The following is a 16806-nucleotide window of genomic DNA, read 5'->3' on the forward strand; positions in this document are numbered from 1 at the left end:
GCAGCACCGACAGTGACCGCGCTTCAGCGCGAGTTATCACATCATTAAAAAACCGCCGCTGGAACGCGGCGGTCGTGGTTATCGATTGGCTTGTCATCACACGCGCTGCCACTTGCAACTTGCCACTGAACGTCATGGCAAACGCAACAATACCCGTAATCCCTCCTGCAGATCCGATTCCTGCACATAACCCACGGCATCCGGGTTCTGTTTTACCTGCTGAACCATGTCCCGGGCATTTTTCACCTGGCGTGGCGGCATACCCTGGCCGGTGAAAATCATCCTGGCCCAGTAGCTTTTCAATTGAGACGCGGACTTGCCCGTGGCGCCCTCATAGAAGCGTTCGCGCTGCTGGCTGCCCTCCGGCATATCCAACACCGTCACGGTATAACCGCCAAAGCGGGACGCATTATCCATGTAAAGCTGACGGACTTCATGACGATCCATCTGCGCCAATGGCGAAGACTCCGCCACTATCACCAGCATGCCGGCGGATGATAACGCGGGGCAGCACAGGACAAGGAAGACAGCACACACTTTCTTCAACATGATCATTCTCCCTTAAAAGGCCGCATCTACGGTGAGCCGGAATACCGTCGGTTCTTCCTCTTCGATGGAAGGTGCCGACCCCTGGGGAGTGAACAGACCGTTGGTCATGATCTTGTCGTTGCTCATGTCATAAAAGCGCTGTGCTTCCAGTTTCACGGCAACGCCCACTTCCAGCTCGTAACGCAAACCCAGCGTCCAGCTTTTACTGCGCACCTGATTGGCTGCAGAGAAGTTGGCGGCGACCGGTCCTTCGCTCTGTGCTTCACTGACGCCGTGGGCATTGGCAGCACCCCAAGTCACATGCGGCATCCATGGCCCGAAACGATACCCTGCGCTGACATAACCACCCCACTTGGTGGGGAACCAGCCTTCGATACCCAGCTGGGTACGCTCTGCCATCAGCACCATGGCGCCGTTGTCATACTGCAGGCCCACACTGCTGATATAGGTCTGGGCCTCGTCCAGGCTGACGGGCGCTTCCAGTGCCGCCACCGGCAGACCGGTAGGGCCGGCAAGGTCGGTCAGATCCAGGGTCACTTCCGCATGGCTGTAACTGAGCCAGCTGGTCCAGTCCCGCCATTGGCTGGTGAGATTGATGCCGGTCAACTCGCTGACTTCATACACCACCGGTGCGGGCAGCGAAAAACTGGGCACATCGGTGGCACCGCCATATACATTGAGACGATGGGAGACCGGACCGGTGTTCAGATTCCAGCTCAGGTCCACCCCTTCCATGGTGTCAAACGGCACCACGTCGTAGGCTTCACCGGGCAAGGTCGCCCAGTGGTAGGTGTAACCCACATTGTTGTACTGGGTGTGCATGAAAAACGGCAACACCATACGGCCGGCCCGAACCGTCACCGACGGCGACAGATCATGGCTCAGGTAAGCCCACTGCACTTGTGCATCGTAATCATCCCGCCCCCGGGCCAGCACCTGTACCGTAGCACTGGTCTCATCGCTGATGGTTGCATTGAACTGGATCCCCGCCCGTGACAGCTCCCGGTGGGAAATCTCGTCGGTAGTACGATCGATGTAATCGATCGGCTCACCATTATTGGCGCGAACATGAACATCGTGACGGGTAACGCCATAGGTCATGAAGCCGTTAAGGGAGAGGCGATCGCTCCAGTTGTTCTGCTTTTCGTACTGCTGCATTTCCAGTTGCTCAAGACGCCGCTCCATGTCTTCCAGCGACGCAGGAGATTGCGCCTGGACCACCGGCGCCAGCAACAACACGGCTGGTACCAACATCCTGGTAGTGGTTGTCATCAGGTTCCTCTGATTACGTTGTTATTATCGTTAAGGGCACCGACCCGCCGTTCCCAAACGGTATCGGAGTCTGTCCACTGTGGGTGAGGGAGACGTTGCCTGCAGTGCCGGTTATCCACACGGCACTACCGCCCATCACACCGGAACACGTAACCCTTTGAATTTAGTACGAAAGAACCAAAGAAAGGTTACCCGTGGTAGCACCAAGCCATCATTCCCTGACGCACTGGAGCCGCATTGCATCAACGCCCCGACCTGAATTGCCCTACAAAGTGAACGGTCGTAAACATTTTTGCTTGCCAATCGAGCCCTTCATCCCTATTTTGTGAACACCTATTCACAAAGCGGAGGCGTGCCTTATGAAAAACACGTCATTGCAACAAACCCCGACCACCCCGGCAGAGCCCAACTGGCAGCCGCTCAACGACTTTGCCGAGCGCAAGCAGAAAGACAGTGGCCTGAAGGCCTGGCTGTCCGTGGTGGAGGGCTGTATCCGGGCCATCGAGAAAACCGCCTGGCAGGGTCGCGACATCGCCGACCAGGCGCTCAAGGCCTGCAAGGCGGTGGGCCGTGGCGCCAACGCCGTGAACGAGGAAATGCAGATCCTGGCTGACGAGGCGCGCCGCTGGCCGACCCGCCTCAAGCGCCTGAGCAAAACCGGCTGGATGCTCACCAAGGTGGTGGCCAGCTACCGCCTGTGGGGCACCCGCTCTGCCTTTTTGCCAACCAGCATGCGCGAGGCCGCCCTGGAGAGCCTGCACCAGCGCAATGCCCGCCGCTTCCGCGATACCTCCCTGGAACAGGGCGGCGCCTTCCTGAAGATCGGTCAGCTGCTGTCCAGCCGCCCGGACCTGCTCCCCCAGGCCTGGGTGGATGAACTGACGATCTTGCAGGATCAAGCCAACCCGGTGCCCTTCGACGAGATCGCCCTGGTACTGGAGCAGGAATTCGGCCAGCCGCTGGACCAGCTGTTTGCCCATTTCGACCCGGAACCACTGGCCGCCGCCAGCATCGGCCAGGTACATCGGGCGCGGCTGCATGATGGCCGCGAGGTGGCGGTAAAGGTACAGCGCCCGGGCCTGGACGAGGTGGTGGAGCTGGACATGGCCCTGCTCAAGGTCTTTATGGACGCAGTGAAATCTGCCCTCCCCCCCATGGACATGGATACCATCGTCAGTGAAATCCAGCGCACCGTGCGTGAAGAGCTGGACTATGAACGCGAAGCCCGGGTGATGACAAAAATCGGCGCACAATTGGCCAGCGTCACCGGCATCACCACACCAGCCCTGGTGGCAGAACACAGCAGCCGCCATGTGCTGACCACTGAATTCGTACACGGGCGCAAGCTCACCACCGTGCTGGATGAACTGCACCACACCGACCCGGAGCGCCTGGGTATAGTGCTGCATCGGCTGCTGGATGCCTGGTTCTCCCAGGTGCTGCATGGCGGCGTCTTCCATGCCGACCCGCACCCGGGCAACATCATGATCACCGCCGACGATACCCTGGTGCTGCTGGATTTCGGCTGTGCCCAGAGCCTCAGCGATGCAGCCCGGCACGGCTACTTCCGGGTCTTGCAGGCCTGCGTGGTGGATGATCAGAAAGTGATTGCCGACACCCTTACCGCCATGGGTTTCACCACCCGGAGCGGCAACCCGGATACCCTGCTGGCGTTCGTCGCCGCCATTCTCGATCAGGTGCGCAACGCCATCATCTACCCGGACCCGGACAAGGGCTGGCCCAGCGCCGAGGAAATGATGCAACAGGTCAGCCATCTTCTCGATCGCCTGGAACATGATCCGGTGGAAAAAATGCCCGGCGACTTCATCATGCTGGCGCGGGTGTTCGGCACCCTGGGCGGCTTTTTCCTGCACTACCAGCCCAAGGTGAATATCGCCGCCCTGGTACTGGGCTACCTGACCCGCCCGCTGGATAACCAGCAGGCGGCATAAGCTCCCTTTTTTCGTTTTTTGTGGAAGCGGTCGCCTCTCACACCCTGTGGGGGCGACCGCTCTCCCAACCCACTCTCCCACTCTCCGTAGGGTGCACTCAGCCTAGGGCGAACTGCACCATCCCGGCGTCTGATCGGTGCAGTTCGCCCTAGGCTCAGTGCACCCTACACAGTTATCGCTAGATCTCCCCCCGAGCCCCTCCAGTAACAAACCCCTCCCCCTTTTTGACAATAACGCTACAGCCTCTCCCAGTCCTTTAGTTGTACAAACGTACCAATAAGAACGTACGTACCCATAACAACAACGGGCGCCCCGCATCGCGAGGACTCCCTTAAGGGGTTAGCCATGCTACAACTGACCCGGGCTCCGGCCCTGAACACTTCTGTATTGCCCTGCTCGCTGCTACTGGCCGTCAGCCTTCTGGCCGGCTGTGGCGGTGGTAGTGGCGGCTCCTCCGCCAGCCCTGCCGGCGAGCAGCCGCGCCAGCCCGATACCGAGAACCCGGCCCCGACGCCGGAACCCGGCCCGGAACCGGCGCCAGAGCCACAACCGCTCAATCGCTTCCAGTTCGCCAATGGCTGCTACACCCTGAATAGCGACGGACGCTTCCTGCAGGCGAACACCGCCAGCAGCGCCTATGGCCTGACCGCGGACGCCTCCCAGGCCACCACCTTTACCCTGAAACCCACCGATCTGGGCCGCTATCTGCTGGTGTCTGATTACCAGCGCACCACCGGCAGCATCGGTCAGAAACAACTGTTGGGCATCAGCGACCCTGCCGGGGAGCTGCTGGATCAGGGCGGTAATTTCGTCGGGGAACTCAGTTATCTGGTGGCAGGCCTGGGCGACACCCTCAACCTGGTACTGGATCCGGTGGCCCCCCTGGGCGGCCTGCTGCGGGAGCTGGGAGAAAATCTGGAAGGCATCGGTAACAACCTGGGCGACACCACCCTGCGCCCGTCTCTGGCCATGGTCGCCGATGCCAATGATCTGGCGGTATGGAATCTCAACCCCAGCGAGGGCGACAGCTTCACCCTGGCCTCCCAGGTCACCGGCCTGCTACTCACCGCCGGCGATGACGGGCTGACTCTGACCTCGCCCAGCCTGGAGAATGCCGACACCCGTTTTGTCCTCACCGATGCTGAAGGCTGCAACGGTTACCCTGAAGCCGAGCTGAACGCCACCGTGGTCGACAGCGGCCCGGCCATTTACCTGCAAGAGGTCGATCGCTTCCGTGGCACCCCCGGCATCGATAACGACGATGTGTTCGGCTACGTGGATGCCCACAGTCATATCTCTGCCTACGAATTCATCGGCGGCCGGGTCAATTATGGCGATCCCTTTCACAAATTCGGCGTCGACCACGCTCTCCACGATTGCGCGGAAAACCATGGTCCCCAGGGCCTGACTGGCCTGGTGGAACAAGTCACCAGCAACCCGGGACCCCACGAGACCCGCGGCTGGCCTGACTTTCCCTTCTGGCCGCGTAACGATTCACTGCAACACCACCAGAGCTATTACAAATGGATCGAACGGGCCCACCTGTCCGGCCTGAAGATTCTGGTCAACCACCTGGTGCATAACGAAATCCTCTGCCAGATCAATCCACAGAAGCAGAACGACTGCGACACCGTGGCCGCCATCGAACAGCAGGCAGAACTGATGCACCGCATGGAGGATTACGTGGATGCACAGAACGGTGGCCCCGGCGAAGGCTGGTTCCGTATCGTCACCAGTCCCAGTCAGGCCCGCCAGGTGATCGGTGAAGGCAAGATGGCTGTCATCCTCGGCGTGGAGGCCTCCAAGGCCCTCAACTGTGGGGAATTTCTGGGCGTAGCCGAATGCAGTCGGGAAGAAATCGTCGAACGGCTCGACCGTCTTTACGCCATGGATGTGCGCAGCCTGTTCCCGGTGCACAAATTCGATAACGCCTTTGGTGGCCACCTGCCGGATCTATCCGACGGTATCGGCATTGGTGCCGTGCTGTATGGCGGCAACCTGCTGGAAACCGGTCACACCGTGGAATTTGAAGAGTGCCCGGATCACGACCACGCGGTGAATGACAGCCCACTGGCCGACCCACTGCAACCCTATGGCATCTTCGAGCAGTTGCTGTTCCAGCTGGATTACGTGGGCGAGCGCTTCCCAGCCAGCCCGGAAGAGCTGGCCGAACTCGACCCGCGCCGGGGCACCGACCACCTTTGCAACACCCGCGGTCTCACCGACCTTGGCTTCTTCCTGATCGAAGAACTGGCCAAACGCGGCATGATGATTGAAACCGACCACATCAGCCGCAAGGCCGCCGACCAGATTCTCGATCTGACCGCCCCGCGTGGCTACCCGATCATCAACAGCCACGGCAACTGGGGCGGCACCGAGACCCTGCGTGACCGTGTCGCTGCTCAGGGCGGCATTAGCGCCTCCTTCGGTAGTGTCCGTGACGACTGGGTCGACCAGCTCACCCGCGATGGCAACCGCCCGCGCCCCGACAGCTACAAGGTAGGCCCCTTCGGCGGTGCTCCCTTTGCCTCCGATGTGAATGGTATCGCCGCCCTGGCCGGCAACCCGGGGACGCCGGATCAGGAAGACAGCCTCTATCCGTTTACTTCCGTGGATGGTCGCGTGGTGTTCGACAAGCAGGTCACCGGTGACCACGCCTTCAGCCTGTACGAAGGTCGGGGTGTAGCCCACTACGGCCTCTACCCGGACCAGATCGCCGACATGATTGCCCATAGCGATCGCCCGCCGGAACAAATTGACGATGCCATCAACCAGTTATTCACCTCGGCGGAAGCCTACCTGCGCATGTGGGAACGGCTTGAACAGGCGGCGCAATGATTAACTATCAAGGAAGCACCTATTCCAGAGCATTTCCAGAAAGGTCCCCTCTCCCTTGAGGGGAGAGGGACAGGGAGAGGGTGAGAGGCGCCAAGACTTGCTTGATGATCTGGCGTAATACCCCAGCTTCCTCCAACTCTTCTCTCACCAAGAGAGAAGAGAGCCAAAAACTAGAAACCTTTGGGGAATACCATGAAAACACTAACAGCCCGTTCTCTGTTTCTGCTGTTACTCACCGCCTTCATCGTCACCGGCTGTGGTGGCGGGGGTAGCAGCGACCCGGCCAACACCCCCACCGCCAATAGCGGCGATGATGGCGGAGGGAGTAGTGATGGCGGTGGTGACGGTGACGATCCGGTTACCCCGCCCACCGGGGAAGGCCGCACCTTTATGATTTCCCCCGGCGACAACGCCACCGAAGACATGGTCAACGCCATGATTCAGCTGCGCCCTGGCGACACGCTGCAATTTGACTGTGGCTACTTCGATCTGGATCAAGGGCTGCTGATCCAGGCCACCGAGGACGTGCTGATCAAAGGCTGCGGCAAGGACGAAACGGTGTTGTCGTTCAAAGACAGCGCCAACGTCACCGGCCTGGAAGCGCTCAACATTCGCGGCATTACCGTGGAAGACCTGACCATCCTGGATTCCCCCGGCGACGCCTTCAAACTCAAGGGCGTCAAATGGGGCACCCTGCGCAATGTGCGCGCCATGTGGTCTGGTGGCGGTGAGCCGATCACCGCCGACAACTACGGCGACCGGCTGCATGTGGCCTGTACCAAGCCGCCCTTCAACGAAGGTGACCCTACCCCCGATTACGTACCCAGTGCCACCAGCGGCCGCTACGGCATCTACCCGGTGGAATCGGAAAACATCCTGGTGGAAGGCAGTGAATCCGTGGGCGCCTCCGATGCCGGCATCTACGTGGGCCAGACCAACACCGCCATTATTCGTGACAGCCGTGCCATCTATAACGTCATGGGTTTCGAAATCGAAAATGTGCAAGGCGGCGAATACGACAACAACGTGGCCGAGTGTAATACCGGCGGCTTCCTGATCTACGATCTGGAAAATATCACCCAGTACGGCGATACCTCGGTGATGCTCAACAACCTGGCCCGCAACAACAACACCTACAACTTCGCCCAGAGCGGGCTGGTCTCTGCGGTGCCGCGCGGCACCGGTTTTATCACCCTGGGCTACGACAACATCGAGGTCTTCAACAACACCTTTGAAGACCACAGCACCGCCGCCGTCATCTATACCAGCTATGAACTGATTGATGGCAAAGACAAGACCGCCGACAAGAAACTGGACCCCTATACCGAAGGGCTGCACATCCACAACAACGTGATGAAAAACTCCGGTTACGACCTGCCACCACCCGACCTGGAAAAACTGGCCAACGGTGAAGTGGAAAGCGTGCTGCCCACCCTGATCGGCCTGAAGAACCTGCCCATCATCAATGATCCCACCCAACTACTGGGCAGCCTGGACAACATCCTCAACCTGGGTAAAGGCGCCCACATTGTCTGGGACGGCCTCCGTGATGACCTGGATGCGGAGTGCCCCTACCCGGTGGATAGCAATGGCGAGCCGGTGCCCATGGACAGCAACGGCAAGCCGCTACACACCAATGAGCACCCCAACCCGGCCTGTCACTACAACGCCTACAAGTTCGATGAAAACAACGAACGTATCCAGCCCACCTGGGGCTCCTGTTTCCACGACAACGACTTTTCCGAGGACAGCGAACCCTACCTGAACTTCCACGGTACCGATGGGCTTGAGTTGGTGCTGGCTCTGGCAGAACAGGATTTCTCAATCCTCTCGCCCGGTGGTCTGCTTGATGCACTGGAAGGCCTGCTCAACATGCCTTCGGATACCAACCTGTCCGACCACGACTGTCAGGCCCGTTTCGGCAAACTGCTGCCCTCGCTGCCAAGAGTAGAAATTCCTCCCTTCGAACCCAGCGGTGATTTCGATCCTGCGCCGTCACCGGAAGTGGTAGAAGCACTCTGCAACACCGAAGTGGCCAGCGGTGAAATCAATCGCGACGCGCTGGCAGTAAACTGCCCACGCCTGGAACAGTACAACCTGTTTGCCGATGCCAGCGACCCACGCAGCTTGCCCAACGAAGGCGGCGTGCCCTATGTGCTGAACACCAAACTGTTCTCCGACTACGCCACTAAATACCGGGTAGCCTTCGTTCCTCCCGGCACCAAGGCGGTATACCGGGACGGACAGGACGGCAGCAACCCCAATGGAGGGATTCACTTCCCCACCGGTACCGTACTGGCCAAGACCTTTGCCTTCACCGATGAAGCCAACAGCAATGAAACGCTGGTGGAGACGCGCCTGCTGATCAAACGCACCAGCAGTAGCGGCAAACCTTTCTGGGAAGGCCTGCCCTATATCTGGGGCGAACAGGATGGCAAACCGGTGGCCCGTCTGAGCATGGGCGGCGGCAGCACACCCGCCAGCTGGCATTACCGCGACAGCGACTCAGGTGCACTGCTCACCGGCAGCACCGACAGCTACTCGGTGCCCAACGCCAACCAGTGCATCACCTGTCATGGCAACGACGACCAGGCCGGCGGCAGCGCCCCTATCGGTCCCAAGCCACGCAACCTGAACCGTGCCTACAAACCGGAATCTGCCTTTATGGGCAACACCGGCCAGGCGGGCTTCCCACGCCTCAACCAGCTGCAGTACTGGACTGACGTAGGCATCCTCAGCGGCACCCCGGAGCTGCAGATCAGCAACGGCGTTGCCAGCAACATCGAGCGCCTGCCGCACTGGAACGTGCCCGGTGACAGCGGCAACACTGCCAACTCCGATGCGGATATTGAAAGTCGGGTAAAGGCCTACCTGGAAGTGAACTGCCAGCACTGTCACAACGACAAGGGCGCCGCCTCCAACACGGGTTACTACCTGGATCATTTCCGTGAAGTGGACGCCAGCTACGGCATCTGCAAGAAACCCACCGCCACCGGCGGCGGCTCCTGCGGTCGCCAGCATGTGGTAGTCCCGGGAAGCGCTAACAACTCCATCGTCTCCTGCCGCCTGGCCGCGGAAAACGACCCGCAACGGATGATGCCCCCCATCGCCCGCAGCGTGGCCCACGATGAAGCCACCACCCTGCTGGATCAGTGGATCAATCAGGTGGTGGATAGCAGCTACACCAACGGCAGCGCCTGCAACTAGCGCTGCACTGTTCCCCCTCCCTCCTCCCACCTGTCTCCGGGAGGAGCGTTTGGCCCCTCCCCGCAAGGGGAGGGTTTTTATTTTCTAACTATCCGAACAGCAGCTCTCAGAGCACCAGGGCAGGGCTATGTTTCTTGAATGGAGCCCTTAACATGACTAAAAATATCCAATTCATCCTTCTTCTCTCTGGTCTATTGTGGGGATGCGGCAGTGGAGACGACTCGTCTTCTTCAACGTCAATGTCACCCCCACCGTCACCCTCTACCCTGTCTCCCGACATCACGGCCTCTGAACCAGGCGCACCCCCGCAAGCAAAAAATGAAACACCCGCCACAACGCCACCTGACAATATCCAGATAGAAGATGGTCCTGAGCTCATTACATTGAGAACAGACTATGGGCACGTGGAAATAAAACGCGCGCCATTATCCATGAGCTTTTACGACGAGAATGGCAACAAGGTATTGAGCAGCGACAGGCAGCAACCGCCGGTCCCGCTGCTGTTAAGAACACCGTTACCAAGCCGGCTTTTGGGTGGCTGGACCGAGATCATGCCGGAAGCACCCGCCCTGTATGCGCCCTTCTCATTTGTTGTTGGCGACCAGATAAACTTTCAATTCCCGGCAACCTTCTGGGTTGGAAATATGCTGGCCTCGGCATCCACCGGTATCGAGTTTCGTCTGACCAATGTGAAAGACGTTTCTGTTGACGGCAATCAGCTGTTATTGCGGGTAGACACCTCCGACCCCAGCGGGCGGGAGGCACGGGTCACCGTCAAGGCCGATGAAAACAGCAGCTTCCATGTCTCCGTCAAGGTGAATCAACTCCTCCGGGAAGTCCCGCTTATCTCAGCCAGTTTCGATTCAACGTCCAGTGAGGCGTTCAGGGGGTTTGGCGGCAGACGCAACAAAATCGATCAACGCCATGAAGCGTTCTTGAATTGGGCGGAAGAGTTTTCACAAACCCCTGAGCAACTTGAGCCTCTGATTGGCGATACGTTCGGCGAACAGTACCAGTTCCCCACCGGCCCCCAAGGGGCTTATTACATCCAGTCACTGTTTATTTCAGATCAAGGTTACGGTTTTATGCTGGATCGCGATGAGCTTTCTCATTGGCGAATGGCATCAGACCGTAACGATGCCTGGCGTGTCGAAGTAGCAGGCGGCGAACTGGATTTCCTTGTCGTCCCCGGCAATCAAAAGCAAGTCGTGAGCCGTCTCTCCGGCATAAACGGTCGGCATCGGGTGCCACCACGCTGGTCACTGGGCCCAATGCTGTCTGAAACCATTCAGGAGTTCACCGATTCTCCAGAGAATTACACCGAAAAAGTGAAGGAGTCATTGGATCAAATCGAAGCACTGGAACTCCCTGTCACCGCGTTTGCTTTTGAAGGGTGGGTCGGCACCAAAAAAACAGGCGCCTTCGATGAGATTATCCAGCGGCTGCGCGCACAAAACATCAAGCCTGTGACCTATTATCGGGGCTTTGTGGGGCAGACAGAGGACGAGCTTGAAGAACCGGAGGTATATCAAGAGGCACTATCCCGTGGGTATGTCACAAAGCGGGCATCAGGAGTGCCTTACATTTTTGGCTCTCCACTGATGGGGGGCATCGCCGCTCTGATTGATTTCACAAATCCGCAAGCCGTCGAGTGGTGGAAAGAGCGGATCAAGAAAGGCCTCGAAGAAGGCAGCGAAGGCTTTATGCAAGACTTCGGCGAGCAGGTTCAGGTTGATATGGTTTTTCATGATGGCAGCTCGGGTATCGCCATGCACAACCGCAATGCGGCGCTGTTCCATCAGGCAACCCGTCAGGCCTTTGATGAATTTGTTGCCGACAACCCGGACAGGGAACCGTGGTTCTTCGTGCGTTTTGGCAACTCCGGCCGTAGAGGCTCAGCACACTACGAATCCGCGAGCTGGCCTGGCGACAACACCGCCGACTGGAGCCGTGCCTCGGGCCTTGGCTCGGTCATTCCTGACATGCTGAATCGCAGTGTTGGCGGAGCCTATGGCTTTGTCACCGAGATTGGCGGCTACATTGATATCTTCGGTTCCATCGATTCGGAATTATTGATTCGCTGGGCCAACCATGCGTCCCTGATGCCCGTATTCCGCCAACATGGAGGCCCTGTCAATGGCACTCCCATGCCCTGGCGATTCGACGATCCCGAGGTTGTCGAGCACTACCGCGCAGCGATGAACAGGCACATCGCTGCGCAACCGCTCATTTATCGTCTCTGGCAGGAAGCCCTGGCCACCGGCATTCCGATAACCCGGCCACTTTGGCTTGAATACCCGAACGACCCGGAGGCCGGCCGCCAGGACCAGCAGTTCATGTTGGGGCCGAATGTGCTGGTGGCACCGGTGGTATCCCCAAACAGTGACGGACGCGACGTCTATTTCCCACGGGGCTGCTGGCAGCACCCGGAAACGAAAGAGACCATTCTTGGGCCACAGACACAATTCATCCAGGCCGCGGTCGATGAGCTGCCTTACTTCTTCAGCTGCGGAGCCCAACCCTTTCCGGTACCGGAAGGCGGTTTCTAGACTGAAATTGCATAAGGGCGATGAGGGGCAGAACCAAACAATGGGGGCAGATCTGCCCCTCATGCTCTGACAGCTATTAACGACGCTCGCGGAGGGCTTTCAATGGTGCCGACAATTTATCCGGATGACGCGGGTGAATGGACGCATAGCATTCAAAAATTTCAGCCAGATCCTTTTCCATATCGCCACAGGGTTCAATCACCCGGGCAAAGGTAATTTCTTTTTTCCGGTAGTCCGCTGTGGCCAACACAATGGGCACACCGGCCTGCTCGGCGATACGGTAAAAGCCGGTTTTCCATTGTGTGGCCCCACCCCGGGTGCCTTCCGGCGCCACCACCATGACCAGCTTGTCGCGGCTGTTGAACTGCGCCACGGTCTGCTCGACGACCCCACCCGCCTTGTGGCGGGCAATGGGCAACGCTCCCATCCAGCGCAGCATTGCCCCAAACGGCCCCTTGAAGGCGCTATCCTTGATCATCACGTGAGCATCCAGCCCCAGCTGCATCATCGCCGCCAGGGTATAGATACCATCCCAGTTGGACGTATGCGGCCCGCCGATGATGACTGCCTTGGGCACTGCCGGCATGGGATTGGTCACCCGCCAGCCTGCCAGGCGCAAAAAACCACTGGCCAGCCACCGGGAAAAGGCATTGCCGCGACGGGGATAATCAGAGTCCTGGGGTGACGACATGGGATTGTCCATTGCAAAGAGAGCGGCGATCATACCCACGCGGCCCAATGATCACATTGGCACTAACGCCCAACGAAGCCAGGAAACGATAACCGGCCCATGAATCCCCTGCATTACCTGACCGGCTACCCCACCCAGATCCAGCAGCAGGCCCAAACCCTGGTGGACCGGGGGCAGCTGGGTGATTATCTGCAACAGCGCTACCCCGACAAGCATGATATTCAGGGCGACAAGGCCCTGTTCCAGTACGCCAACAGCCTGAAACAGCAATACCTGCGCAAGGCGCCGCCGCTGGGCAAGGCCCATTACGACGCCAAGCTGAAAACGCTGAGTCAGGCGCTGGGCATGCACACCCGGCAAACCCGTATTCACGGCAGCAAACTGCGCAGCCATAACAGCCTGCGCATCGCCAGCCAGTTCAAGGCGGCGCCAGAGGCCTTTCTGCGTATGATCGTGGTCCACGAACTGGCCCACTTCAAAGAAACCGACCACAACAAGGCGTTTTATCAGCTCTGCTCGCATATGGCGCCGGACTACCACCAGCTGGAGCTGGATACCCGGCTCTGGCTACTCTGGCAGGACACCACAAGCGGCTGACAACCCTGCTCTTATCAGCACCTGCAGGTTCCCTTTACCCTCCCTTATCCGGGCCCGCCCAACAGCCACATAACATCAAAACCTCTCTATTCAACAATCACTTACATTTCCGGCCACTCATATTGCCAGAGAGCATTCCAGCCAGTTTCATGTCTCCGCCATAAGGGCGTAGTATGAAATGACTTAACGTCATAACGCAGGGTCATCAGTGCCTCGGTTTGTGGCAATGCTGTACTGATCCTGCGCCAGTGTTCCCGCTGGCGGCCGCTCTATCCGCCTGCGCGGGACTCCAATCAGAGCCCAGGAGGTGTGTAGTGACACGGATTGGCCAGGACACCCTGAACAGCAAGAAAACGCTGGAAGCCAACGGCAAGACCTATCATTACTTCGATATCAATACGGTCGCCGACAAGGGCTGGGGTGATCTCAGCAAGCTCCCTTTCTCCCTGAAAGTCCTTCTCGAAAACCTGCTCCGTTTTGAAGACGGCGACAGCGTCACCGGCGCTGACGTGGAAGCCGTGGTGCGCTGGCTGGAAAACAAGCGCTCTGACAAAGAGATCAACTATCGCCCGGCCCGGGTACTGATGCAGGATTTCACCGGTGTCCCCGGCGTGGTCGACCTGGCCGCCATGCGCGATGCCATCAAGAAGGCCGGTGGCGATCCCTCCCGCATTAACCCGCTAACGCCGGTGGATCTGGTGATCGACCACTCGGTAATGGTGGACAAGTTTGGTAATCCCCAGGCGTTCTCCGAGAACGTGGACATCGAATACCAGCGCAACCGGGAGCGTTACCAGTTCCTTCGCTGGGGCCAGAAAGCGTTCAACAACTTCCGGGTAGTCCCACCGGGTACCGGCATCTGCCACCAGGTGAATCTGGAATATCTGGCCAAGGGTGTGTGGTCCTCCGAGAGTGACGACGGCAACACCTACGCCTACCCGGATACACTGGTAGGCACCGACTCCCACACCACCATGATCAACGGCCTGGGCGTACTCGGCTGGGGTGTGGGCGGTATCGAGGCCGAGGCCGCCATGCTCGGCCAGCCCATTGCCATGCTGATTCCCGAGGTGATCGGCTTCAAGATCAGCGGCAAGCTGCGCGAGGGCATCACCGCCACCGACCTGGTACTCACCGTCACCGAGATGCTGCGTCGCCGTGGCGTGGTGGGCAAGTTTGTGGAATTCTTCGGCGACGGTCTGGCCGACCTGACCCTGGCCGACCGGGCCACCATCGCCAACATGGCGCCGGAATACGGCGCCACCTGTGGCTTCTTCCCCATCGATGAGCGCACCACCGAGTATATGGAGCTGTCCGGTCGCGACGCGGACACCATTGCCCTGGTCGAGGCCTACTGCAAGGCCCAGGGCCTGTGGCGCTCCAGTGCGGATCCGGACCCGGAATTCACCGACGTGCTGGAACTGGATCTGGGCGATGTGGTGCCCAGCCTGGCCGGCCCCAAACGGCCCCAGGACCGGGTGCCACTCACCGCGGTGAAACGCACCTTCATTGATGTGGTCACCGAGACCCTCAAGCTCAACGACGACGAAATCAGCAAGCTGGAAGGCGAAGGCGGCCAGACCGCTGTGGGCAATCACGAGCCCAGTGGCGGCCAGGTACCGGTGGTGATCGACGGCCAGAAACACTTCATGAGCCACGGTGACGTGGTGATCGCTGCCATCACCTCCTGTACCAACACCTCCAACCCCAGCGTGATGCTGGCCGCCGGCCTGGTGGCGAAAAAGGCTGCCGAGAAAGGCATGAACCGCAAGCCCTGGGTGAAGACATCCCTGGCGCCGGGCTCCAAGGTGGTTACCGATTACCTGGACGTGACCGGCCTGCAGAAACCGCTCAACGATATCGGTTTCGATCTGGTGGGCTATGGCTGCACCACCTGTATCGGCAACTCCGGCCCGCTGCCCGAGGAAATCGACAAGGCGATTGCCGAAGGCGATCTGGTGGTGGCCTCGGTGCTCTCCGGTAACCGTAACTTCGAAGGCCGGGTACATCAGAGCGTGCGCACCAACTGGCTGGCCTCTCCGCCACTGGTAGTGGCCTATGCCCTGGCCGGCACGGTGAAGATCGATCTGGACAAGGATCCCCTCGGCAAGGACAAGGACGGCAAGCCGGTCTACCTGAAAGATCTCTGGCCCAGCTCCGAGGAAATCCAGAATGAGCTGGTGAAGATCAACAACAGCATGTTCCGCACCCAGTACGCCAGTGTCTTTGAAGGCGACGAGGTCTGGCAGAGCCTGCCAATCCCGGACTCCGAAACCTACGACTGGGACAGCAGCTCCACCTACATCCAGAACCCGCCCTTCTTCGACGGGCTGACCAAGGAAGTGGACGATGTGCAGCCGGTGAAGGATGCCCGCATCCTGGCGCTGCTTGGCGACTCCATCACCACCGACCACATCTCCCCAGCCGGGGCCATCAAGGCTGACTCCCCCGCCGGTCATTATCTGCAAGGGCATGACGTGGAGCCCCTCGACTTCAACTCCTACGGCTCACGCCGGGGTAACCACGAAGTGATGATGCGCGGCACCTTCGCCAATATCCGCATCCGCAACGAGATGACCCCGGATATCGAGGGTGGCTTTACCCGGCACCTGCCCGGTGGCGAAGAGATTTCCATCTACGGCGCCGCCATGCGCTACCAGAAGGATGGCGTACCCACGGTAGTCGTGGCCGGCAAGGAATACGGCACCGGCTCCAGCCGCGACTGGGCCGCCAAGGGCACCAACCTGCTGGGTGTGAAAGCGGTAATCGCCGAAAGCTACGAGCGCATTCACCGCTCCAACCTGATCGGCATGGGCGTACTGCCACTGCAGTTCCCGGAAGGCACCGACCGCAAGACGTTGAACCTGGACGGCAGCGAGGAAGTGGATATTCCGGACCTGACCAATGGCCTGAAGCCCAGTGACACCGTCACCGTGGTATTCCGCAAGGACGGCAAGGAACAGAAAGTCGAGGCCCTGTCACGGCTAGATACCGCTGCCGAAGTGGAGTACTACAAAAACGGCGGCATCCTGCACTATGTGCTGCGGCAGATGATGTAGGAGAAGCTACCAGCTTCGAGCTGCTAGCTACGGGCAGTAACGCGGGAAGCCGTGTTGCTTGCTCTGATCCAGGAGGCCGCGCCCGAACATCG

Annotated in this window: 9 protein-coding genes; 6 read left to right on the plus strand and 3 right to left on the minus strand. The window is 59.4% G+C overall.

Annotated features, from left to right (window positions below; translation table 11 throughout):
• Positions 1-132 precede the first annotated feature (132 nt).
• Complete coding sequence (locus T9A_RS12615; protein ID WP_035248979.1) at positions 133-549, minus strand: hypothetical protein; 417 nt, start codon at positions 547-549, stop codon at positions 133-135.
• 12 nt (positions 550-561) lie between these two features.
• Complete coding sequence (locus tag T9A_RS12620) at positions 562-1821, minus strand: TonB-dependent receptor (protein WP_035248982.1); 1260 nt, start codon at positions 1819-1821, stop codon at positions 562-564.
• A 359-nt stretch (positions 1822-2180) separates the two neighbouring features.
• On the opposite strand from T9A_RS12620, the gene T9A_RS12625 reads away from it, so the two are divergent.
• The 4 genes from T9A_RS12625 (at position 2181) to T9A_RS12640 (ending at position 12367) form a co-directional block, all read left to right on the plus strand.
• A complete protein-coding gene (locus tag T9A_RS12625) occupies positions 2181-3773 on the plus strand; it encodes an ABC1 kinase family protein (protein ID WP_035248985.1) in 1593 nt (530 codons plus the stop codon).
• A gap of 345 nt (positions 3774-4118) precedes the next feature.
• Positions 4119-6611: an amidohydrolase family protein gene (locus T9A_RS12630; RefSeq protein WP_035248987.1), complete on the plus strand. Its 2493-nt coding sequence runs from the start codon at positions 4119-4121 to the stop codon at positions 6609-6611.
• A gap of 192 nt (positions 6612-6803) precedes the next feature.
• Positions 6804-9818, plus strand: a complete 3015-nt coding sequence (locus T9A_RS12635) for a parallel beta-helix domain-containing protein (RefSeq protein ID WP_035248989.1) — start codon at positions 6804-6806, stop codon at positions 9816-9818.
• Between the two features lie 152 nt (positions 9819-9970).
• Positions 9971-12367, plus strand: coding sequence for a TIM-barrel domain-containing protein (locus tag T9A_RS12640; protein WP_084573496.1), 2397 nt, complete (start codon positions 9971-9973; stop codon positions 12365-12367).
• A gap of 76 nt (positions 12368-12443) precedes the next feature.
• Here the strand turns inward: T9A_RS12640 and T9A_RS12645 are convergent, their stop codons facing one another.
• A complete protein-coding gene (locus T9A_RS12645) occupies positions 12444-13058 on the minus strand; it encodes a lysophospholipid acyltransferase family protein (RefSeq protein ID WP_035248994.1) in 615 nt (204 codons plus the stop codon).
• Between the two features lie 99 nt (positions 13059-13157).
• Between T9A_RS12645 and T9A_RS12650 the strand changes: the two genes are divergently transcribed.
• A complete protein-coding gene (locus tag T9A_RS12650; RefSeq protein ID WP_035248996.1) occupies positions 13158-13655 on the plus strand; it encodes a M48 family metallopeptidase in 498 nt (165 codons plus the stop codon).
• Between the two features lie 314 nt (positions 13656-13969).
• Complete coding sequence (acnA, locus tag T9A_RS12655; protein ID WP_035248998.1) at positions 13970-16714, plus strand: aconitate hydratase AcnA; 2745 nt, start codon at positions 13970-13972, stop codon at positions 16712-16714.
• Positions 16715-16806 lie beyond the last annotated feature (92 nt).

It is taken from the genome of Alcanivorax jadensis T9 (assembly GCF_000756655.1).
GTDB lineage: Bacteria > Pseudomonadota > Gammaproteobacteria > Pseudomonadales > Alcanivoracaceae > Alcanivorax > Alcanivorax jadensis.